Below are 21,809 nucleotides of genomic sequence, written 5' to 3' on the forward strand. Positions count from 1 at the left end.
GATCGGTGTCAGGCGGGCGTTCGGGTGTGTATGCATGGGGGGTGAGGTCTGGGGCTGTTGGGTCGCACCACAACCCTGTCGGCCTCACACCCCTTTGTCAGCCGGAACAACCTGGTGGCACTGCACATCTAGGTCATGCTCCAGCCCGTGGCGATGGCACCAGGCCACCACAGTGTTGACCAGCAGCATGGCCACGGTCATCGGTCCGACCCCACCCGGCACCGGCGTGATGGCGGCCGCCAGGGGCTCGACCGACTCGTAATCCACATCGCCGCAGAGCTTTCCGTCCAGCCGGTGGATGCCCACATCCACCACCACGGCCCCAGGTTTCACATGCATCGCGCCGATCAGTTGGGGGCGGCCGGCCGCCACCACCAGCAGATCGGCCTGGCGGGTTACCTCGCCAAGGTGATGGGTGCGCGAATGGGCCATGGTGACGGTGGCATCGGCCGCCTGGAGCATCAGGGCCATCGGCTTGCCCACCAGGATGCTGCGGCCGACCACCACCGCCTGGGCACCGGCGATGGCCACATCGGCGCTGTGCAGCAGGGCCATCACCCCGGCCGGCGTGCAGCTGCGTGGGCCCCGCTCCCCCTTCAGCAGCCGACCCAGGTTGAGCGTGTGCAGACCATCGGCATCCTTGTCCGGGTCGATGGCCGCCAGCAGCGGTTCCTCAGACAAGCCTTCCGGCAGCGGCAGCTGCAGCAGGATGCCGTCCACCGTCGGGTCAGCATTGAGGCGCCGGATCAGGGCCAGCACCTCTTCGGCCGGGGTGTCCGCCACCAGATGGGCGCCGTGGCTGCTGATGCCGACGCGGCCACAGGCCTTTTCCTTGTTGGCGACATAGACGCCGCTGGCGGGATCATCCCCTACCCGCAGCACCGCAAGGCCAGGGGCCCGTCCCGCCACCGCCAGGCCTTCGCTGACCACGGCGCTCAGGCGCCGTTCAATCTCCGCCGCCAGTCGCCGGCCGTCGAGAAGGGTGGCCATGGGAGAACGCGCTGCCGACCCCCAGCATGCACGCAGCAACTCCCTGATGGAGGTTCCGCGCCTATTGGCTAGCGTGAATGGATGAAATCGGGGCTGCGGCGGATCAGGGGACTCTGGCGCCAGTTGCTGCGGCTCGAGCGTCCTCGCCAGGCCCTGGTGGCCTGGCGGAGTGGGGGTTCGCTGCTCGTCCTGCTGCTTTGCCTCCTGGTCGCCCTGCTCTCGAGTTGGCCCTGGTTGGTGGAGCCGAGCCTGCGGCCCGGAATGGCCGCCCCTTTCACCGTGCGTGCGCCGGCCGATGCCACGGTCATCGACAGCACCGATCTCGAGCAACGCCGCAGCCAGATGCTGCCCCGCAGCCAGGTGCAGGTGGTCGACCCCCAGGTCAGCGAGGCCCTGGTGCAGGGGCTGGAGCAGCGGCTGCAGAATGTGCGCGAGAAGGTGGCCGACGACCAGCCCCGCCCCGATTCGCTCAACCTCACCGAAGACGAACGTCTCTGGCTGACGGGGCTCACCCCGCCCCAGCTGGTGGCCTGGAAGGTTTCCCTGCGCCAGGCCCAGAGGCGCATGCTCAGCCAGGGGGTCGTAGCGAGTCTTTCGGAGGGCCAGCTGCTGCAGGCCGCGGAGCTCCAGCTCAACAACCTCCAACCACCGGCCCGCAGCCTGGGCAGCCGCCTGCTGGCCAGCAGCCTGCAGGGACGCACCAACCTGCGCGGTGACAGCTTCCTCAGCCAGCGGCGGATCGAAGACCTGCTCACCCGCCAGGGGCTGCCGACGATCCGGGTTCGCAAGAACGACCTGATCACCCGTCAGGGGGAGGCGATCAGCCCCCAGTCCTTCGATGTGCTGGAACATTTCGACCTGGTCAATCACCGCCCCCGCCCCGTGGCCTGGCTGGTCCGCTTCAGTGAAGCCCTCGCCGCCTGCGGCGTGATGCTGCTGGTGATGCGCCGCTGGCGGGCCAGCCTCGAACCGCGTCAGGCCCTGCTGGCGCTGGCGATGCTGGTGCTCGTGCAGGGCTGCAAGCTCTGGTTGGGTAACCAGGTGAGCCCCCTGGCCCTGCTGGTCCCCCCCACCCTGCTCCTTTCCCAGGGCCTGGGCACGGCGGCCGGCCTGGCCTGGCTGGCCGTGGCCGCCATGCTCTGGCCGGTGCCGGTGCAGGGCCTGCTGGTGCCCCAGCTGGGGGTGGCGGCCCTGGTGGCGGCGATCGCGGCCGTGCTTGCCGGGCGCCAACGCAACCGGGCCCAGCTGCTGCAGCTGGCCCTGTTGCTCCCGGTCGGTGCCGTGCTGCTGCAGTGGCTGTTGATCCAGATATTCAACCTCCGCGCCCTCGACACCATCCCGGGACCGTTCAGCGGCAGTGATCTGCTCCAGGAAGCCCTGCTGGTGACGGGGCTGCTGATGGCGGGTCTGCTGCTGGCGCCCTTGGTGGAAAGCTTCTTCGGCCTGCTCACCCGGGCCCGGCTGATGGAACTGGCCGACCTGGAACGTCCCCTGCTGCGGCGACTGTCGATGGAGGCGCCGGGCACCTTCGAACACACCCTGATGATCTGCGGCCTGGCGGAGGAGGGGGCCCGCGCCATCCAGGCCGATGTCGATCTGATCCGCACCGGCGCCCTCTATCACGATGTCGGCAAGCTGCATGGCCCCCATTGGTTCATCGAGAACCAGGAGCACGGCGCCAACCCCCATGACGAACTCGACGACCCCTTCGCCAGCGCCGCCATCCTCCAGGCCCATGTCGACGAGGGCCTCAAGCTGGCCCGTCGCTACCGGCTTCCCCGTCCCCTGGCGGATTTCATCCCCGAGCACCAGGGCAGGCTCAAGATGGGGTACTTCCTCTACCAGGCCAAGGAGCGGGATCCAACGGTCAGGGAAGAGCAGTTTCGCTACCGCGGCCCTGCCCCCCGCAGCCGCGAGACGGCGATCCTGATGCTGGCCGATGGCTGCGAGGCCGCCCTGCGCTCCCTGCCGCCGGGCACCAGTGAGGCGGAGGCCCAGGCGATGGTGCGACGCCTCGTCGAAGCCAGGCAGAACGATGGCCAGCTCGATGGCAGCGGCATCTCCCGGGCCGAGCTGGAACTGGTGATCAGGGCTTTTGTGCGGGTCTGGCGGCGCATGCGCCACCGGCGCATTCCCTACCCCATCTCGCCCCGCAAGGCCTTCAGCGCCTGAACCAGCGGCCTGCCACCAGACCGACGCTCACCGCCACCATCCCCCCCAGCAGGCTGATCAGCACCACAGCCAGGGCTTCATCGGGGCGCCCGCGGCGCAGGGCCAGGCTGATCTGCAGCATCCAGCTGCTGAAGGTGGTGAGCGATCCGCAGAAGCCGATGCCCCCCAGCAGCATCAGCCTGGGGCGGGGGGCCGGCTGCGCCGCGATCACGCCGATCAGGAACGTGCCGAGCAGGTTGGCGATCAGATCGAACGCGATCAGCCCGGCGTGACCCCCCACCAGGCCCTTGCCCAGGTCCTCTAGGTGCCAGCGCAGCAGGGCTCCGGGCACGGCTCCGGTGGCCACCAGCAGCAGGTCCCGTGCCTCGCGGCGCAGGGCTGCAGGACCTCCGTTCGGGGACGTTGCCATGGCCTGTCCTAAGAGCTGCCCAGGGCCAGGCCGGCCCCCACGGCCAGCAGTCCCCCCAGCACCGAACCGCCACAGAGCAGGACGGCCTCCCTGCGTTGGTGCCGCTCCAGGGTGTCGTGCAGTTCGGCGATCCAGGTGGAGAAGGTGCTGAAGCTGCCAAGGAATCCCGTGCCCAGCAGCAGCAGGGGGCGCTCGGCCGCCACCCCGCAGCTGGCCTCCAGACTCACCAGCAAACCGATGGAAAAACAGGCGATCAGATTCACGCCGAAGGTGCCCCAGTGTTTGCGGGGCAGCATCGGCTCGAAATGGTTGACGACCCGGAAGCGCAACCAGGCCCCCGGCACCGCTCCGATCGCGACGAACAGGGCGTCATTGCCCACGGCCGTTGCCATCTCAGCCCTGTCCCCGCGGACCACGGCCCCAGCGCTCTCGTCCGTCCAGCAGGGCCCGCAGCTTGCGCTCCAGCACCACCGACGCGGGCACCAGGGTGATCAGGTTGGCGACGATCACCGGTCCATCGGCCTTGAGCAGTCCGTAGGCGGCCCAACCCAGTATTCCCAGGGTGAACAGGCCATACATCCGCAGCGAGATGGCGCTGGTGTCGCCGCTGCGCACGGTCTTCACGGCCTGGGGAAAAAGGCTGAGGGTGGTCAACGAGGCGGCCCCGTAACCGAGGGCACTCACCGCGAAGGACTCCATTGGCGCTGGCCGCTGTTGCGTGCAGCATGACGACATTCCGCCCGTTCCGCCGTGGTCTTGAGCTTCCGCGAACTGCAGGGGCAACTGCAGGCCCCCTGGGGCCGGGAGCATGGCGACGCCTGTGCCGGCGGGACCGGTGCGGACTTCGATCTGCTCATGGTGCCGTCGCTCACCATGGATCCCTCCCAGCTGGCCCTGGTGACGGGCGCCCACCACTACGAGGAGCGTCAGCTGTTCTCACTGATGCGGCTCCGCAATCCCGGGGTCCAGGTGGTCTACGTGACCAGCAAGCTCCTGCCGGAGTTGGTGGTGGACGCCGTCCTGGAGCTGATGCCCGGGGTCCCCACCTCCCATGCCCGCCGCCGGCTGCACCTGTTCGACACCGACGACGGCTCAGCCCGACCGCTCACCCAGAAGCTGCTGGAGCGTCCGGCCCTGCTGGGGCGGATCCGGGAGCGGCTACGGCCTGGCCGCAGCTTCATCAACTGCTACGTGGTGACGGAGCTGGAGAAGACGCTCTCTGAACGCCTGCAGGTGCCTTTGCTGGGCACCGATCCGGCCCTGGGCTACTGGGGCACCAAGGCCGGCAGCCGGGAACTGTTCGCCCGCTGTGGCGTTCCCCATCCCCCCGGCAGCGGGCTGGCCCATAGCCCCGGGGATCTGGCGGAAGCGGTGGCTGATCTCTGGGACTCCCACCCCGAGCTGGGCAGTTGCGTCGTCAAGCTGAACGAGGGCTTCAGCGGCGAAGGCAATGCCCGGCTGGCTTTCACCCCCCTGGCCCTGGCCAGTCTCTCCAGGCGGGAGCGGGTCGCCCGACTCGCCGAGGCCCTGGAGGCCCTGCCGATGCCGGCGGCCGCCTGGAAAGAGCTGCTGGCCCAGCAGGGGGCCCTGGCCGAGGCCTGGCTGGAGGGTGGCGAGGTGCTGCGTTCGCCGAGCGTGCAGGGCACCATCCATCCAGGGGGGATGGTGGAGGTGCTTTCCACCCATGAGCAGATCCTCGGTGGCGCCGGCGGCCAGACGTATCTCGGCTGCTGCTTCCCCGCCGACGAGCCCTACCGGGTGGCGTTGATGCAGCACGGCCAGGCCGTCGGGCAGGCTCTTGCTGCTGAAGGGGCCCTGGAGCGCTACGGGGTCGACTTCATCGCCCGTCGCTTCGGGGAGGTCTGGGATCTGCAGGCCATCGAGGTCAATCTGCGCCACGGCGGCACCACCCATCCCTTCATGGCCCTGCGGGCGATCACCGCCGGCAGCCTCGAACCCGCCACGGGTCGTTTCCTTTCCCCCACCGGCCAACCGTTGCACTACCGCGCCACCGACAACTTCAGCGACCCCCGCCTGCGGGGCCTGATGCCCCTCGACCTGATCGACATCGTGGCCGAGGCCGGCCTGCACTACGACCCCGCCCGCTTGCAGGGCAGCGTCTTCCATCTGCTGGGCTGCCTCTCGGAGTTCGGCAAGCTGGGCATGACCTGCATCGGCCGGGATCCGGAGCAGGCCTCGGCCGTCTACCGGTCCACCGTGGCGGAACTGCTGGCCGGCGCCAGCGTCCGCAGCGGGGCTCCCCTTCCCCTCTCTGTCGGCTGACGGCCAGGCCCGCGCAGGGCAGGATGGGTCAGCACAGGGGGCGCATGGTCTCGATCACCGACCGCGACGACGACGGCGAACGGCTTCAACCGCCGGCGCCCTCCGGCCCGCCGATCTGGACCGGCTGGTTGCAGATCGGACTGAGCACCATGCTGACGGTGCTGTTTCTGGTGATCCTGAGCAAGGCGCAGGAGCAGAGCCAGCGGCTGATGCGGCTGGAGCAGCGCCTGCAGGGATTGGAGAACAGCCGGGCCCTCGATCGCACCTCCGTGCTGGAGGAGCAGCAGCGGGCGATGGTGGGACGCCTGCAGACGCTCGAGACCAGCGCCCAGCGGCTCGAGGCCCTGGAGCGGCAGCAGGAGCAATGGCGGTCCGCCCTGGCTGACATGCAGGGCCGGGCCGTGCGGCGCCCCCAGGCGGATCCGGACTTTTTTCCCGCTGTGCCGCTGCCGTCCTCAGGCCCCGCCGGCCGCCCCAGCCCTCCGGCCGCCGACCGCGGCGATGGTGGCGTTCTGCGCCCCCCAGCGCCTGGAAGCCCCTGAGGGACCAAGCCTCAGCCCTTCACCGCATCACCACTGGCACTGGGCAGGATGTAGCGCTGCAGCAGCACGAACAGCAGCAGCACCGGCAGAATCGAGACCACCGAGCCTGCGGCGACCAGGCGCCAGTCAAGGGAGAAACTGCTGGCCAGCTGCTGCAGGCCCAGGGGCAGGGTGTAGAGATTGGGGTCGTCGAGAATGATCAGCGGCCAGAGGAAATCACTCCAGGTGCCGATGAACACGAACATCGCCAGGGTGATCAGGTCGGCCCGGGCCGCCGGCAGCATCACGTTCCACCATTCACCGATGGGGGTGCAGCCGTCGATCCGGGCCGCCTCCTCCAGTTCCACCGGCACCGCCAGGAAGCTCTGGCGTAGCAGAAAGATGCCGAAGGCCGTGGCGGCCTGGGGCACGATCAGGGCCCAGAGCGTATTGCGCAGACCGATCTGCACCATCAGCAGGTACAGCGGGATCATCACCACCTGGAAGGGGATCAGGATCGTGGCCACCACCAGGGCCAGCACCAGGCCCCTGCCGCGGAAGCGCATCCGCGCCAGGGGGTAGGCCGCCAGGGAGCAGAACAGCAGGTTGGCCAGCACCGCCAGGGCGCTGACGATCGTGCTGTTGAGCAGGTAAGTGCCCATGGGATTGGCGGCAAACAGGCGCCCGTAGGCCTCCAGACTCGGCTGACTCGGCAGCAAGGCCGGGGGGCTGGTGAAGATGTTCTCCGCCGGCCCCTTGAGGGAGGTGCTCACCAGCCAGAGCAGGGGCAACAGCAGCAGCACAGCCACCAGCAGCAGCAGGGCGAGCTGCAGGCCCGTGGCCAGCGAGGAGCGGTTGGGGGCGTTCACAGACGCGGCAGTTCCGCCACCGGAAGTGGGGTCCTCTGGGGGTGAAGCGGGGAGCGCTGGCTGCCGGAGACGAGCCGGTTGAGGGCGTTGACGAAGGCCTGGGCTGCCGCCACGACGATGTCGGTGTCGGCGGCATGGCCCGAATAGAGCACCCCCTGGTGGCGCAGCCGGATGGTCACCTCGCCCATGGCATCGATGCCTTCCGTGACGGACTTGATGCTGAACTCCACCAGTTCATTCGGCACCTGGGCCAGGTGGTTGAGGGCCTGGCAGACCGCATCCACCGGTCCGGTGCCGATGGCCGCCTCGGTCAGGTCGATGCCGTCCCCATCCCGCAGGGTGACGGTGGCGGTGGGCTGCAGGTTGGTGCCGCAACTCACCTGGACCGATTGCAGGACGTAGCGGGGGCCGTCCTGTTGCTGCACCTGCTCGCTGACGATCGCTTCGAGATCCCGGTCGGTGATCTCCCGCTTGCGGTCGGCCAGCTCCTTGAAGCGGGTGAAGGCGTCGTCGAGATCGTGGCGCTCCAGGGTGTAGCCGAGCTCCTCCAGCCGGGCCCGGAAGGCGCTGCGGCCTGAAAGCTTGCCGAGGGAAATCCGGTTGTCGGCCAGGCCAACCGTGCGGGCATCGATGATCTCGTAGGTGAGCCGGTTCTTGAGCACGCCGTCCTGGTGGATGCCGGACTCATGCGCGAAGGCATTGGCACCCACGATCGCCTTGTTGGGCTGCACGGCCATGCCGGTGAGATTGGAGACCAGGCGGGAGGTCTTGGTGATCTCCTCGGTGCGCACGTTGGTGAGGGAATCGCGCTGCTCGGCCGGCCGGCCCAGGAACGGGTTGAAGTAGCTGCGGCGCACGTGCAGGGCCATGACCAGCTCCTCCAGGGAGGCGTTGCCGGCCCGTTCGCCGATGCCGTTGATGGTGCACTCCAGCTGGCGGGCGCCGTTCTTGACGGCTTCGAGGAAATTGGCGACGGCAAGGCCCAGATCGTTGTGCCCATGCACGGAGATCACCGCCTGGTCGATGTTGGGCACCGAGCGGTTGATGCCGGCGATGATCTCGCCGAATTCCGATGGGGTGGTGTAGCCCACCGTGTCGGGGATGTTGATGGTGGTGGCCCCCGCCTTGATTGCCGCCTCGATCACCTCATGCATGAAGGCGGGATCACTGCGGCCGGCGTCCTCACAGGAGAACTCCACGTCCTCCACCAGGGAGCGGGCGTAGGCCACCATCTCCGCGGTGATGGCGATCACCTCGGCGCGGCTCTTGCGCAGCTTGTGCTCCAGGTGGATGTCGCTGGTGGCAATGAAGGTGTGGATGCGCCGGTGGGCCGCCGGGGCCACGGCCTCGGCGCAGGCCTTGATGTCGCCGCTGGCGGCGCGGGCCAGGCCGCAGATCACGGGCCCATCCGGGGTGCCCACGGTGGCGGCGATCCGCTGGACGGCGTGAAAATCGCCGCTGCTGGCGAACGGGAAGCCGGCCTCGATGATGTCCACCCCCAGGCGGGCCAGCTGCTGGGCGATCGCGAGCTTCTCCTCAAGGTTGAGGCTGGCGCCAGGGGACTGCTCCCCGTCGCGGAGGGTGGTATCGAAGATCAATACCCGGCCGGGATCGCGGGCCATGGAGTTAAGCGGAACAGCTATGAGTTAGGGCCACTCTAGGGGCCGGACGGCCCCGTTCAAAGAGCGGAACGTACAGTGGCCGCACAGAGGTTTCCCCATGGCCGCAGGCGATCTGGCCCTGGTGTTGCATGCCCATCTCCCCTACGTGCGATCGGGAGAACCCGGCTCACTGGAGGAGGACTGGTACTTCCAGGCGCTGCAGGAATGCTACCTGCCGCTCCTGGCCGTGCTGGAGCGGGCCGCCGCCGATCCAGAGCAGCGGCCGAAACTCACCCTCGGCCTCTCCCCCACCCTCCTGTCGCTGTTGAGCGACAGGGCCCTGAACGGCCGTTTCCCAGCCTGGCTGGCCCTGCGCCGCACCCTCCTCGACCAGGTGGATCCGGACCTGGCGCTGCCGGCCCGCCAGCTCCAGGTGACGCTCGCGGCCATCGAAGCCCAGTGGCGGGAGCTGGGGGGGAGCCTGCTGCCCGGGTTCCGGCGCCTGCAGGAGCAGGGCGTCCTCGACCTGATCACCTGCGGCGCCACCCACGGCTATCTGCCCCTGTTGCGGGAGTCGCCGGAGGCGGTACGGGCCCAGCTGCTCACCGCCGTGCGCGAGCATCAGCGGCTGCTCGGTGTGCGCCCCTTGGGGATCTGGCTGCCGGAGTGTGCCTATTACGAGGACCTCGATCGGCTGCTGGCGGAGTGCGGCCTGCGCTATTCCCTGCTCGACGGCCACGGCCTGCTCCATGGTCTGCCCCGTCCCCGCTACGGGGTCTATGCCCCGATCTGTTCCACCGCCGGGGTGGCCTTCTTCGCCCGCGACAGCGAGTCGACCCTGCCCGTCTGGAGCGCCAGCCAGGGGTATCCCGGCGACGGTGCCTACCGGGAGTTTCACCGCGACCTGGGCTGGGATCTGCCGGAAGAGGCGCTGGGCGCCCAGGGCATCCACGACCGGCGCCCCCTGGGGCTCAAGCTGCACCGGGTCAGCGCCCAGGGCTGTCCCCTGGAGTTGAAGCAGCCCTACGATCCGGAACGGGCAGCCCAGAAGGTCAAGGAGCACGCCGCGGCCTTTCTGCGGGGCCGCTCCGAGCAGATCGCCCGCCTGGCCGCCACGATCGAGCCGCCACCGCTGCTGGTGGCGCCCTTCGATGCCGAACTGTTCGGCCACTGGTGGTTTGAAGGGCCCCAGTTCCTGGCCGAGCTGTTTCGCCAGGGCCCGGCGATGGACGTGGGCTTCACCCACCTGCGCGATGTGCTCAGCGAGAACCGGAGCCTGCAGGTCTGCCGCCCGGCTCCCTCCAGCTGGGGCCAGGGGGGCTATCACGACTACTGGCTGAACGACACCAACGCCTGGGTCGTGGCCGAGTGGCAGCGCGCCTCCCGCGCCATGGTGCACCGGGTCAACCGGGGGGTGGGCAGCACGGAGCAGCGCGCCCTGCTCACCCAGGCGGGGCGCGAACTGCTGCTGGCCCAAAGCTCCGACTGGAGCTTCATCCTGCGGGCCGGCACCACCACCGGCTTGGCCCGCGAGCGGATCCGCCGCCACCTGGATCGTTTCTGGCGCCTGATCGATGCCCTTGAGCACGGCACCGCACTGCCCCGGGAATGGCTGGTGGGGGTGCAGCGGGAAGATGGGCTGTTCCCACAGCTGAATGCAGCCGACTGGGCGACGCGGGCGTAGGAGCCCTTTAGGCGTTGCAGAATCGCTCTCGATGAGAGAATTTCCGCGGTCTTGGAATCATCGATGAATGCCGACGGGGCGAATGTCCAGATGCTTACCTTTGTGCCGCTTTCGAATGGAGTCAATCAATAGAAAGTCAGCAAAGTAGATCCTTCTCCAACCACCAACCTCTCCGCAGGCCTTGCGACGGATCATGAAGTTGAGCGTGTCTATCTCTCCCAGCGCAAAGTTAGGTGAGGGAGAAAGGACGCTGTGGTCATCCATTTCGCTTGGGCCTACGACGTAGTCAACATCTGGAGCTTCGAAGCCGGCCAGCATGGCCCCCAAGGCATGGGGGTAAAGGATATTGTCATCATCAAGAAAATAGACATACTTAGCCTTTGATGCGGCGAGGGCGACGTTTCTCTGGTGGTTGCCAGAGCAATGAAATGGCTTGGTCGAAATATAGACGAGTCGCTTGTCAGCGTAGCTGGAAACCAGTCTTTCAACGTCTGGATCATGGCCGTCAGCCACGATAAGGTGCTCCCAGTCCTGAAACTCCTGAGCGCGAACGGAGGCAATCGCTTCTGCTAATGCATCCAGGCGTTTGAAGGTTGGCGTGATGACGGTGATTGCACAGGATTGATGAGCAAGTAGGTTATTCAGCCTCAACTTGAGCATGCAGAGAGTGCGACCGGTCCAAAAGGCTGCCCTGGGTCTGTGGGTCCGGATATGGGCCGGTACCATGGCAATGGCTATCACAAGCCCAGTCGCGAGCTTGTGAAACTGCGTCTTGCGAAACTGCATTGATTTAAAGACTTGCCGTGGGCAGATTATGGCACCGTAGGTACGGCGGTAACGCCATTGATCCCTGGCGGTCCGATCCAATCAGAGGATCTGATCCAGGAAGCGCCGGGTGCGCTGGTGGGAAGGGTTGGTGAAGAAGACCTCCGGTTCGGCCTCCTCCACCACTTCGCCATCGGCCATCAGCACCACCCGGTGGGCCACATGGCGCGCAAACTTCACCTCGTGGGTGACCACCACCATGGTGATCTCCTCGGCGGCAAGGTTCTGCATCACCTCCAGCACTTCCCGCACCATCTCCGGGTCGAGGGAACTGGTGGGTTCATCGAACAGCAGGATGCGAGGCTCCATGCAGAGGGCCCGGGCGATCGCCACCCGCTGCTGCTGGCCGCCCGAGAGCTGGCCGGGATACTTGCCCGCCTGTTCGGCGATGCCCACCCGCTCCAGCAGGGCCCAGGCCTGCTGCTCCACTTCGGCCTTCGGGCGCTTGCGGACCAGCACCGGCGCCAGGGTGAGGTTGTCGAGCACGGAGAGGTGCGGAAACAGGTTGAACTGCTGGAACACCATCCCCACTTCGCGGCGGACGGCGTCGATGTTGCGCAGGTCGTTGGAGAGCACGATCCCATCGACGGTGATGCTGCCCTTCTGGAAATCCTCCAGGGCATTGAAGGTGCGGATGAAGGTGCTCTTGCCCGAACCCGAAGGGCCCATGATCACCACCACCTCGCCGCGTCGCACCGTCAGGTTGGCTCCCCGAAGGGCCTGGAATCCGTTGGGGTACCACTTCTCGACGGCTCGCGCCTCGATCATCAGTTCGCTGCTGGGTTGGCTCATGGGGCGGGATGCGGGATCAAAGCGGGGGAGGTGGAAAAGGGGGAACGCTGCTCAGGTGGCGGAGGGCAGCGCGTGGGGATCGAGGCGACGCTCCAGGGCCCGGCTGCCCAGTCCGAGGGCAGCGCAGCAGCCCCAGAACAGCAACGCCAGGGTGAGGTACACCTCACCGTTCCGGCCCAGGAAAGCCGGGTTGGCCATCACGGTGCGGGCCGTGCCGAGCAGTTCCAGCAATCCGATCAGCGACAGCAGGGTGGTGTCCTGAAGGAGTGAGATGAACTGGCCCACGATGGCCGGCAGGGCCACCCGCAGGGCCTGGGGCAGCACCACGTGCTGGAGCGCCTTCGGATAGGACAGGCCGAGGGAGCGGGCGGCTTCCAGTTGGCCCCGCGGCACGGCGGCCAGGCCGGAGCGCACCGCCTCCGCCAGGTAGGCGGCGGCGAAGAAGGTGAGCACCCAGGCGGCCCGCCAGATCCGGTCGGGCGCCAGGCCGCCGGGCAGCAGGAAACCGAGGATGTTCTGGCCCAGGAACAGCAGGGTGATCAGGGGGGCACCGCGGATGAACTCGATGTAGAGCACGGAGCCCCAGCGCAGCAGGGGGAGGTCGCTGCGGCGCCCCAGCGCCAGCAGCACACCGATCGGGAAGCACAGCAGGATGGCGAAGCTGGAGGCCAGCAGGGTGAGCATCAGGCCGCCCCATTCGGAAGGGGAGACGGTCACCAGGCCCAGGCCGCCACTGATCAGCACCATGCCCACCAGGTAGAGCACCGGCCACACCAGGGCCGCCAGCCGTTGTCCTGCGGGCGAGAGCCTGGCTCCGAAGCGACCGGCCAGCCAGCGGCAGACCACCAGCAGCACGGTGAGCCCCCACCAGCGGCCGGCGATGGCGAGGCTCAGATCCAGGGCTAAGGGCAAAGCCAGGGCGATCAGGCTGAGCAGCACCACGGCCAGTCGGTCGTTGCGGGGCCAGAGCACGCCGGTGCGGTCGGGCCTGGGGTGGGCCCTGATCAGGCCCCAGGTGGCGCCGCTGGCCGCGATCAGCAGGGCGGTAAGCAGCCAGAGGCGCCACTGTTGCTCCACCGGGTAGCGGCCCACGGCGAACAGGGTGCTGTTCACCTTCACCACGGCCCACTGGGCCTGGGTGAAGGCCCAACGCAGAAATCCGATGGCCCCCAGGCTGATCAGGCTGATCAACACCAGGCTCAGCGCCGCGTCGGCGCGGGTGGCGAACAGTTCGGCGCGAAGGCGCCGCAACAGGTGCTTCATCTCAGCGCTCCCGGATCTGCACAAGCCGGTTCAAACCGTTCATCAACGCTGAGATCAGCAGGTCAAGGGTGAGGTAGGCCGCCAGCAGCACGAGGATCACCTCCACCGCCCGGCCGGTCTGGTTGAGGGTGGTTTCGGCCACCGAATAGAGATCGCTGTAGCCCACGGCCACCGCCAGCGACGAGTTCTTGGCCAGGGAGATGTATTGGGTGTTCAGGCCCGGCACGATCACCCGCAGGGACTGGGGCAGCACGATGCGGCGCAAGGTGGCGAACCAGTTCAGGCCCAGGGAGGAGGCCGCCTCCCACTGTCCCTTGGGCACCGCCGCGATGCCGCCCCGCACCACTTCGGCGATGAAGGCTCCCGAGTAGACGATCAGGCCGGTGAGCAGGGAACCGAACTCGACGCTCAGGCGCACCGGCGCCTGCCACACCCCGTTGACGAGGCTGGGGCCCATCCAGCGCAGTCCCTCGCCCAGCCCGGCGATGTAAAGCCCCGACTTGGCCAGCACCACCCCGGGGAGCTGGATCGCCGCCACGCCGTTCGGCAGGGTGAGGAACACCACGAAGTACCAGAACACCAGCTGCAGCAGCAGCGGGATGTTGCGCACCACCTCCACGTAGACCCGGGCCAGCCGCCGCAGCAGGCCGTTGTGGCTGAAGGAGGCCATCCCCACCAGGGTTCCCAGCAGGGTGGCTCCCACCAGACCCACCAGCACCGCCCGGATCGTGTTGACCAACCCGGCCGCCAGGGCACGCCAGTAGGGCAGCTGGGCATTGAAGGGAAGCACCGATTCCGAGATGTCGAAGCCGGCTGGCTGCTGCAGCCAGCGCCAGCTCAGCAGCAGCCCGGCGGCGGTGAGGTTGCGCACCAGATTGCCCAGCAGGAAGGCGATCAGCAGCAGCACCAGCAGGCCCACCACGGCCTGCACCAGCCAGGGAACGACGCGGCGGTCGCGCCACCAGGGCGGCTTGGGGGCAGGCAGGGGCGATGGGCTCGGGTCGGCGGGGGGGACCGGCGCCATCAACGGAAGGGCGGAGAGTAGATCAGGCCGCCATCCTTCCACTGGCGGTTGAGGCCCCGGTCAAGCTTGAGGGCCGACGCGGGGCCCACATTGCGATCAAAGATCTCGCCGTAGTTGCCCGCCGCCTTCACCGCCTTGACCACGAAGTCGGGCGGCAGGCCCAGCTGCTTGCCGAAGTCACCCTCCACCCCAAGGAAGCGGCGCAGGTCGGCCTGGTTGGTGTTGGCCTTCGCCTCGGCCAGCTTGGCGTCCACATTCGCCTGGGTGATGCCGCTCTCCTCGGCCTGCATCAGGCCGTAGACGATCCAGCGCACGGCATCCGCCCAGGCAGGATCGCCGTTGATGGTGGCGGGGGTGAGGGGCTCCTTGCTCATCACCACCGGCAGCAGAATATGGGCGTCAGGGTTGGGGAAGCTGGTGCGCTTGCCGGCCAGCTGGGAGCGGTCGCTGGTCACGGCCACGCAACGGTCGCCGAGGTACGCGGCGAAGGTCTGGTCGCTGGTCTGGAACTTCAGCGGCGTGTAGGGGATGTTCTGCTCCCGCATCCGGTCGGCCAGGTTGAGCTCGGTGGTGGTGCCGCTTTCGACGCAGATCGGCTTGCCAGCGAGGCCCTTGAGGTCCTTGATGCCGCTGGCCACCGGCACCAGTACGCCCTGCCCGTCGTAGAAGGTGGTGGGGCCGAAACTCAGACCGTTGCCACCGGCTGCATCGCGGCTCAGGGTCATGGTGGTGTTCCGCGACAGCAGATCCACCTCGCCGCTGGCCAGGGCGGCGAAGCGCTCGCTGGAGTTCAGATCCCGGTACTCCACCTTCTCGGGATCCCCCAGCACCGCGGCGGCCACCGCCTTGCAGACGTCCACGTCCAGGCCCAGATACTTGCCGTCGGGGCCGACGAAGCTGAAGCCGGGCAACTTGCCCTCCACGCCGCAGATCAGCTTGCCTCGCCCCGTGATCGTGGACAGCTTCTGGCTCTGTACACCGCCATCCTCCCCAGCGCAGCCGGCCAGCAGGCCGGCTGCCAACAGGGACACACCAAGGGAGCGGGTCCGGTTCCAGAACATGCGGGCGTCTTGAAGTGGCCGCATTGTTGCAGGTGCGGGCCGGTGCAGGTAGGCCGCCCGGAACCTCCTCAGCGGAAGGGCGGCGCGATGTGCAGACCGCCGCGGTTCCAGAGCTGGTTGAGGCCCCGCTCCAGGCCCAGGGGGGTGGCGGGGCCCAGGTGGCGCTCGAACAACTCGCCATAGTTCCCCACCGCTTTCACCACCTGCACGGTGAAGTCAGCAGGCAACCCCAGCTGCCGGCCGAAATCCCCCTCAATCCCCAGGAAACGGCGCAGTTCGGCCTGGCTGCTGTCCGTCTCGGCGGCGGCATGGCGGGCCCCCACGTTGGCCTGGGTAAGGCCGCTCTCCTCAGCCTGGACGAGGGTGTGGCTGATCCAGCGCACCGCATCGGCCCAGGCCGGATCCGCCTGCACCGTCACCTTGGCGCTGGGTTCCTTGCTGAGCAGCTCTGGGAGCAGCCCATGGGCGGCAGGATTCTTGAAGCCGCTGCGCTTGGCCGCCAGCAGGGAGCTGTCGCTGGTGATGGCGGCGCAGCGGCCCTGCTCGTAGGCGGGGTAGGCCTGCTCACCGGACTGGAAGCGCAGCGGCTGCTAGGCGACCCCCAGCTCCCGCATGCGATCGGCCAGGTTGAGCTCGGTGTTGGTGCCGCTCTCGACGCAGATCGGCTTGCCGGCCAGGTCCCGCAGGCGGCGGATGCCGCTGGCCTTCGGCACCATCACCCCCTGGCCGTCATAGAAGAAGACAGGCCCGAAGCTGAGGGCATTGCCTCCCGGGGCGTCGCGGCTGAGGGTGTGGGTGGAGCTGATCGAAAGCAGGTCGACTTCGCCGCTGTTGAGGGCCACGAAGCGCTCGCCGGCCGTCACCGGCCGGAATTCCACCTTGGCGGGATCCCCGAGCACCGCGGCGGTCACCGCCCGGCAGAAGTCGGCGTCGATGCCCACGAAGGCTCCGCCGGGCCCCACCGTGCTGAACCCCGGCACCGCCCCATCGACGGCGCAGACCAGCCGCCCTCGCTCGCGGATCTTCGCCATGGTGGGGCTGCCGGGAGCCTCGTTGCCGGCGGCGCAGCCCACCAGGGCACCCAGCACCGCCAGCGCCAGCAGCCAGGTTTTGGTCATCCGGGAAGGATCACCCGGTTGATCACGTGCACGACGCCGTTGTCGCACACGATGTCGGCGGAGACAACGGTGGCGTTCTTGACCTCGAAGGGCTCGGCCCGCCGGATCGGCACCGGCGCCCCCTCCAGGCTCTCCCATTCCGGCCGCTCCACCAGTTGCTCCCGCAGGTAGGCCCCGGAGAGCACATGAAATTTGAGGATCCGGGCCAGCTGGGGGACGTTGTCCACCAGGGTCTGGACCGTGCCGGGGGGCAGGGCGGCGAAGGCGTCGTCGACGGGGGCGAAGACGGTGAAGGGGCCGGGGCTTTCCAGGGCATCCGTGAGCCCGGCCACCTCGACGGCGGTGAGCAGGGTGGCGAAGCAGCCGGCTCCCTTGGCGGTTTCGATGATGTTGGCCATGGGGGATCTCTTAGCGGTAGTCCTGGGTCTGGATCTGGGGTAGGCGGGCTTCGGGCCGCAGGAAGCGGTCCATCTGGGCCTCGAAGAATTTCCGGTTGGCCATCAGATGCACCGGGTCGGTGTCATCGAGGGGATAGAGCAGGGCGCAGCGCAACGCCTGGATCACCGCCGAGGTGACGTTGTACATGGAGCGCTGGAAGGTGATCCCCAGCTGGATGAGCTTGTCCTCATCGCCACGCTTGTGCTGCTTGTAGAGCTCCTCCAGATAGGGCGGCAGGAAATGCAGCATGTCCTGCATCAGCAGGGTGGGAGGGATGCCGGCCGAGCCCACGGGGAACACGTCGGCATAGAGGATGCCGTAGTGGAAATCGGCCTGATCGGCAGGCACTTGATAGGCCTGGGCGTTGTAGCTCTTGGTGCCGCGAAATGGCGCCGTGCGATAGAAGACCGCCTCCACGTAGGGGAGAGCCGCTTCATAGAGCCAGGTGAAGCCTTCGCTCTTGGGGATGATCTCGAAACACTCGCCCTTGATGGTCACGTGGTGATAGATGGGCCGGCCCGCCACGGCGAAGATGCCGTTGACCAGGAAGTTCATGGCGTCGGGAACACCCTTGAAACCTCCCTCGTCGTAAATGTCGCTCATCTCGAAGAACACCGGCGCCATCACCTCCCAGAACAGGCCGAGGTTGGCGTAGTAGCTCATCTTCTTCACCTGCTCCATGAACATCTCTGGGAACAGGCGATAGAGGCCGAGCATCAGCGGATTGCCGCGGAAGTAGGCCTTGATGGCGCGATCGGCGTTGGCCCTGTAAGCGTCACTGGCGAGATAGTCGTAGAAGCGGCCGCCCATGCCCTGGTGCCAGAGCATGGCCTCCATGCAGGCCTCGGCGAACTCCATGTTGATCCGGTCGTGCCAGAGGTGATGGAGCAGCTTCGGCATCTTGCCTGCCTCCCCCTTGGCCATGAACTCCAGCAGTTCGGGATGGGCCTTCTCGCCACCGCGCCAGATCCGCAGCTTCGACTGATCGCCGGCGTAGGAATTGGGGAGATCGAGGTACTCCTGGCTGATGAAGTACTTGAACGCCGGCAAGGGATCAAGGAACACTTGCTCGGCGATGTAGAGCAGATCGCGCCAGTAGAAATCCATCGGCACGGCATAGGCCTTGTAGATGCCGATGATCTGCATCAGGTTCTCCGGCGTGTCCGGCAGCATTGAGCCGCCGGCCTCCAGCCGGTGGATCACATCGGCATAGCGATGGGTGGAGGGCGGGATCAGGGGAGCGGTGACGGGCTCGGGGGCCGTGGCGGTGGGGGGCGTCATGACGTGCGCAGCTCCGAAGCGGCAGGGAGGGTGACGGCGACGGCGAGGGTGAGGGGCTGGGCGGCATCTCGGCTGAGGAACGGCTGGGTGCGCAGGGCCAGACCGGTGGATTCAGCCTCACTCCAGCCCGTGAGGGCCGTGGGCCAGAGACCAGCTGCGATCACCAGAACGGTGAGGGCCATGGCCGGCGCCCGCTCGCTCCAGCAGGTGGACGACCAGTCGGCACGCTCGTTGTCGAGGCGGCCGAAGCCCACCCTGTTGAACAGGCGGATGGCGTAGACGGCGGTGAAGCCCGAGGCGATCAGGCTCACCAAGGTGGCCCGCGGGAAGGTGGTCCAGCTGCCCTCGAACACCAGCAGCTCGGCTGGGAAGCCCGCCAGGCCGGGGATGCCGGCGGCCGCCATCATGGCCAGCAGCAGCATGCCCATGGTGAAGGGCAACCCCCGTAAAGGGTTCATCAGGCCAGAAAGCTCGGGGATGGACGTGGTGCCGGTCTTGCGCTCGATCAGCCCCACGCAGGCGAACAGCAGGGCCACGATCATGCCGTGAGCCAGCATCTGGGCCACCGCCCCCTGCAGGCTGAGGGGGGTGGCGGCGGAGAGCCCCAGCACGAGCAGGCCCATGTGTCCGAGGGAGCTGTAGGCCATCAGGCGGCGGATGTCGCTCTGGGCGATGGCGTTGAGGGCGCCGTACACCGCGCTGATGGCACCGGCTGCGGCGATCCAGGGTGACCAGGCGGCCCAGGTGTCCGGCAGGAAGCCCACACCGAAGCGCAGCAGGCCGTAGGCCCCCAGCTTGGAGACGGAGCCTGCCAGCAGCATCACCACCGGGGTGGGGGCCTGGCCGTAGGTGAAGGGCTGCCAGCCGTGCAGGGGAAAGACGGGAAGCTTCAGGCCGAAGGAAAGCAGCAGCAGGGCCAGGATCCAGCGTTGGGCCGTGGGGGAGAACTGGGCCTGGCGAAGATCCTCGAAAGCGAAGAGCGGACCGGCGGGATTGAACCAGGCGAAGGCCAGCACGGCCGCCAGCAGGGCCAGGCCGGAGACAGCGCTGTAGAGCAGGAAACGCACCGCGGCACCGGCCCGTTTCTCGCCCCCCCAGACCGCCACCAGCAGGGTGATCGGGATCAGCACCAGCTCGAAGGCCAGGAGGAACAGCAGGGCGTTGCGGGCCAGCAAACCCGTGACGACACCCAGGTTGGTGGCCAGCATCAGGGAGAAGAACAGCCGCGGCCGGGACTGGTCAGCCGCGGCCGAGAGGATCGAAACAGAGGTGATCAGCGCGGTGAGCAGCACCAGCGGCAGCGAGAGGCCATCCAGACCGAGATCGAGCCTGAGCCCGAGTTTCGGCAGCCAGGAGAGCTGCAGGTCGGCGGGGGGGTGCTGCCAACAGAGCAGGCCCACCAGCAGCTGAAGGGCGCCGAACAGGGCCGCGATGCCGCGGACCCGAACGGAAGGAACGGTTGCCGGCAGCAGGGGCAGCAGCAGGGTGCCGGCCAGGGGGGCGGCCAGGAGAAGCAGGAGCGAGGACGATCCCATCAGCGGAACGGGCGAACGAGTTCGGAGGGAACGGAAGGGGCGGAGGCCAGGAGCCAGGCAGCCATCAGCAGCACCCCGAGAACGAGGGTGAGGGCATAGGCCTGGGAGCGGCCGGAGGTGGTGAAGCTGAGGCGGCGGGCACCCTCGAGGGCGGCACTGCCGGACGCACCACTGAAGCCATCGATCAGCCGGTCATCCGACCAGGCGCTGAGCTGGGCCAGGGCCACCACCAGCCACACCACGGTGCGGTGGTAGAAGCGCTCGGTCTGCATGTCGTGGGCCAGCCAGTCCTGCAGGCCGCCGAGGGCTGCTGGCAGATGGGCCAGGGGGTGGGGCCGCAGGTAAAACGCCGCCGAGAGGCCGCCGCCCACGAGGGTGGAGATCAGCAGCGGCACCGCCAGCGGACCCCAGCCCGGCAGGGGGGACAGGGCGAAGACGCCGTTGATCACCAGCAGCTGCGGCAGGTGCAGCACCAGCCCCATGAGCACGAAGGTGGGCAGGGCCATCAGCCACAGCACCTCAGCGGAACGGGTGGTGAACACCGAGGGACGTCCGCCGAAGATCAGGCCGAACACCCGGATCAGGCCGGCGCTGATCAGGGCATTGGTGAACAGCACCAGGCAGCCGAGCAGCACCGGGTGGGAGCTCTCGGCCGTGAGGGACAGGAGCTCGCGCAGGGCGGCGAAGCCACCGAACGGCGGCAAGGCCATCAGGCCGGCGGCGCCGGTGAGGAAGGCCAGTCCCATCAGCGGACGCTTGCTCCACAGTCCCCCGAGCTGGGTGAGGTCCTGGGTGACGTTGGTGATCACGATGGCGCCGATCACCATCAACATCAGCGCCATCGGCAGGGGGTACACCAGCATCAGGTGATCGGCCACGCTGATGCCGCCCAGACCCACCGCCACGAACAGCAGGCCGAGCCAGCTGCTCACCAGGAAGGAGAGGGCGCGCTTCACATCGATCTGGGCCAGGGCGATCAGGGAGGCCACCAGGGCCGTGGTTCCGCCCACGATCACGAGCACGGTCTGCACCAGGGGGCTCAGTTCGATCAGGGGCTCGAGCCGCAGCAGGACCCAGGCGCCGCCCACCACCACCACCGAGTTACGGAGCACGGTGGAGGGCAAGGGACTCTCCATGGCCTCATTGAGCCACAGGTGCAGGGGGATCTGGGCGCACTTGCCCATCGGCCCGGCGATCAAGGCCAGCAGGATCAACGGCAGAACCTGGGGAAGGGGGTTGCCGTTGTTGACCTGATCGGCGGCCCAGGCCTGCAGCCCGTGGAAGTTCCAGGTGCCGGTGATCGGCAGCAGGGCGATCAGGCCCGCCAGCAGGATCAGGTCGCCGATCCGCTTGGTGAGGAAAGCATCGCGTGCGCCCTTGACCACCAGGGGCTGGTTGTACCAGGTGCCCACGATCAGGTAGGTCCCCAGGGTGAGCAGCTCGAGGATCACGTAGCTGAAAAACAGCGAGTCCGTGAGCACCAGGGCGCACAGACCGGCCTCGAAGAAGCTCAGGGACCCGAAGAAGCGGGGCCAGCCCCAGTCCATCTCCAGATAGCCGATGGCGTAGATCTGCACCAGCACATGCAGGCCGGTGATCACCGTCATCGCGATCAGGGCCGGCTCGGTGATCAGGCCGTCGAAGCCCACCTTGAGCCCGGCGGTCTCCAGCCAGGTCCAGCCGAAGGTGAGGGGCTTGTAGAGAGCGGCCGCACCGGCCGCGGAATTGGAATGCAGCGCCATCAGGGCGGCGGCGCTGTGGACGAAGGCCACGCTCACCAGGGTGAGGTTGAGATAGCCGCAGGGGCGGGGGCCCGTGCGTGAGATCAACCCCGGAGACCACAGCAGCGACAGCAGGGACGCCACCAGGGGGTAGAGGGGAACCAGCCAGGCCGTCTGGGCGAAGAACAGGGTCATGGCGGCAGAACGATCGGGACCTGGGAG

21 protein-coding genes are annotated in these 21,809 nt (G+C 67.9%); 4 read left to right on the forward strand and 17 right to left on the reverse strand.

What is annotated here, in order from left to right:
* Positions 1-84 precede the first annotated feature (84 nt).
* Complete coding sequence (gene folD / locus KBY95_RS09240) at positions 85-990, reverse strand: bifunctional methylenetetrahydrofolate dehydrogenase/methenyltetrahydrofolate cyclohydrolase FolD (RefSeq protein ID WP_254964701.1); 906 nt, start codon at positions 988-990, stop codon at positions 85-87.
* A gap of 81 nt (positions 991-1,071) precedes the next feature.
* Between folD and KBY95_RS09245 the strand changes: the two genes are divergently transcribed.
* Entirely contained in the window at positions 1,072-3,162 is a 2,091-nt protein-coding gene (locus KBY95_RS09245; protein ID WP_254964702.1) for an HDIG domain-containing metalloprotein, read from the forward strand.
* On the opposite strand, the gene KBY95_RS09250 is transcribed toward KBY95_RS09245, so the two are convergent.
* Genes KBY95_RS09250 through KBY95_RS09260 form a run of 3 tightly spaced genes read right to left on the reverse strand, consistent with a single transcriptional unit; the run spans position 3,152 to position 4,270 of the window.
* On the reverse strand, positions 3,152-3,571 hold the full coding sequence (locus KBY95_RS09250; protein WP_254964703.1) for a CrcB family protein: 420 nt from the start codon (positions 3,569-3,571) through the stop codon (positions 3,152-3,154). The genes KBY95_RS09245 and KBY95_RS09250 overlap by 11 nt on opposite strands.
* Before the next feature lie 8 nt (positions 3,572-3,579).
* Entirely contained in the window at positions 3,580-3,963 is a 384-nt protein-coding gene (locus tag KBY95_RS09255; protein WP_254964704.1) for a CrcB family protein, read from the reverse strand.
* A gap of 1 nt (position 3,964) precedes the next feature.
* Positions 3,965-4,270: a SemiSWEET family sugar transporter gene (locus KBY95_RS09260; protein ID WP_254964705.1), complete on the reverse strand. Its 306-nt coding sequence runs from the start codon at positions 4,268-4,270 to the stop codon at positions 3,965-3,967.
* A gap of 51 nt (positions 4,271-4,321) precedes the next feature.
* Between KBY95_RS09260 and KBY95_RS09265 the strand changes: the two genes are divergently transcribed.
* Together KBY95_RS09265 and KBY95_RS09270 are read left to right on the forward strand one after the other, a co-directional pair.
* Complete coding sequence (locus KBY95_RS09265) at positions 4,322-5,854, forward strand: peptide ligase PGM1-related protein (RefSeq protein WP_254964706.1); 1,533 nt, start codon at positions 4,322-4,324, stop codon at positions 5,852-5,854.
* A gap of 44 nt (positions 5,855-5,898) precedes the next feature.
* Positions 5,899-6,396, forward strand: a complete 498-nt coding sequence (locus KBY95_RS09270) for a lipase chaperone (RefSeq protein WP_254964707.1) — start codon at positions 5,899-5,901, stop codon at positions 6,394-6,396.
* A gap of 11 nt (positions 6,397-6,407) precedes the next feature.
* Here KBY95_RS09270 and KBY95_RS09275 read toward each other — a convergent pair whose 3' ends face one another.
* Complete coding sequence (locus KBY95_RS09275; RefSeq protein WP_254964708.1) at positions 6,408-7,244, reverse strand: carbohydrate ABC transporter permease; 837 nt, start codon at positions 7,242-7,244, stop codon at positions 6,408-6,410.
* Positions 7,241-8,866: a 2-isopropylmalate synthase gene (locus KBY95_RS09280; RefSeq protein ID WP_254964709.1), complete on the reverse strand. Its 1,626-nt coding sequence runs from the start codon at positions 8,864-8,866 to the stop codon at positions 7,241-7,243. Before KBY95_RS09280 ends, KBY95_RS09275 begins: the two co-directional genes overlap by 4 nt.
* A gap of 97 nt (positions 8,867-8,963) precedes the next feature.
* Between KBY95_RS09280 and KBY95_RS09285 the strand changes: the two genes are divergently transcribed.
* Positions 8,964-10,529: a glycoside hydrolase family 57 protein gene (locus tag KBY95_RS09285; RefSeq protein WP_254964710.1), complete on the forward strand. Its 1,566-nt coding sequence runs from the start codon at positions 8,964-8,966 to the stop codon at positions 10,527-10,529.
* Between the two features lie 57 nt (positions 10,530-10,586).
* Here the strand turns inward: KBY95_RS09285 and KBY95_RS09290 are convergent, their stop codons facing one another.
* The 11 genes from KBY95_RS09290 to KBY95_RS09335 all read right to left on the reverse strand — a co-directional run bounded on the left by KBY95_RS09290 (position 10,587) and on the right by KBY95_RS09335 (position 21,782).
* Positions 10,587-11,315, reverse strand: a complete 729-nt coding sequence (locus KBY95_RS09290; protein WP_254964711.1) for a glycosyltransferase family A protein — start codon at positions 11,313-11,315, stop codon at positions 10,587-10,589.
* Between the two features lie 81 nt (positions 11,316-11,396).
* On the reverse strand, positions 11,397-12,146 hold the full coding sequence (locus KBY95_RS09295; RefSeq protein ID WP_315858900.1) for an amino acid ABC transporter ATP-binding protein: 750 nt from the start codon (positions 12,144-12,146) through the stop codon (positions 11,397-11,399).
* A gap of 51 nt (positions 12,147-12,197) precedes the next feature.
* The gene (locus KBY95_RS09300) at positions 12,198-13,409 is read right to left on the reverse strand and encodes an amino acid ABC transporter permease (protein ID WP_254964712.1); all 1,212 of its coding nucleotides are present in this window, start codon (positions 13,407-13,409) and stop codon (positions 12,198-12,200) included.
* A 1-nt stretch (position 13,410) separates the two neighbouring features.
* Positions 13,411-14,433, reverse strand: coding sequence for an ABC transporter permease subunit (locus KBY95_RS09305; RefSeq protein ID WP_254964713.1), 1,023 nt, complete (start codon positions 14,431-14,433; stop codon positions 13,411-13,413).
* Positions 14,433-15,494 (reverse strand): amino acid ABC transporter substrate-binding protein, encoded by a 1,062-nt coding sequence (locus KBY95_RS09310; protein WP_254964714.1) that lies wholly within the window; start codon positions 15,492-15,494, stop codon positions 14,433-14,435. Before KBY95_RS09310 ends, KBY95_RS09305 begins: the two co-directional genes overlap by 1 nt.
* 68 nt (positions 15,495-15,562) lie before the next feature.
* Positions 15,563-15,913 (reverse strand): hypothetical protein, encoded by a 351-nt coding sequence (locus tag KBY95_RS16395; RefSeq protein WP_315858901.1) that lies wholly within the window; start codon positions 15,911-15,913, stop codon positions 15,563-15,565.
* A gap of 171 nt (positions 15,914-16,084) precedes the next feature.
* Positions 16,085-16,612, reverse strand: a complete 528-nt coding sequence (locus KBY95_RS16400) for a transporter substrate-binding domain-containing protein (RefSeq protein WP_315858902.1) — start codon at positions 16,610-16,612, stop codon at positions 16,085-16,087.
* Complete coding sequence (locus KBY95_RS09320) at positions 16,609-17,010, reverse strand: fasciclin domain-containing protein (RefSeq protein ID WP_254964715.1); 402 nt, start codon at positions 17,008-17,010, stop codon at positions 16,609-16,611. The genes KBY95_RS16400 and KBY95_RS09320 overlap by 4 nt, the downstream gene beginning before the upstream one ends.
* A gap of 10 nt (positions 17,011-17,020) precedes the next feature.
* Positions 17,021-18,331 (reverse strand): CO2 hydration protein, encoded by a 1,311-nt coding sequence (locus KBY95_RS09325; protein WP_254964716.1) that lies wholly within the window; start codon positions 18,329-18,331, stop codon positions 17,021-17,023.
* The gene (locus tag KBY95_RS09330; RefSeq protein ID WP_254964717.1) at positions 18,328-19,866 is read right to left on the reverse strand and encodes an NADH-quinone oxidoreductase subunit M; all 1,539 of its coding nucleotides are present in this window, start codon (positions 19,864-19,866) and stop codon (positions 18,328-18,330) included. The genes KBY95_RS09325 and KBY95_RS09330 overlap by 4 nt, the downstream gene beginning before the upstream one ends.
* Positions 19,866-21,782, reverse strand: a complete 1,917-nt coding sequence (locus KBY95_RS09335; RefSeq protein WP_254964718.1) for an NAD(P)H-quinone oxidoreductase subunit F — start codon at positions 21,780-21,782, stop codon at positions 19,866-19,868. Before KBY95_RS09335 ends, KBY95_RS09330 begins: the two co-directional genes overlap by 1 nt.
* Between the last annotated feature and the right edge of the window lie 27 nt (positions 21,783-21,809).

The sequence above is a fragment of the Cyanobium sp. Aljojuca 7A6 genome, assembly GCF_024346455.1.
Taxonomy (GTDB): domain Bacteria; phylum Cyanobacteriota; class Cyanobacteriia; order PCC-6307; family Cyanobiaceae; genus Cyanobium.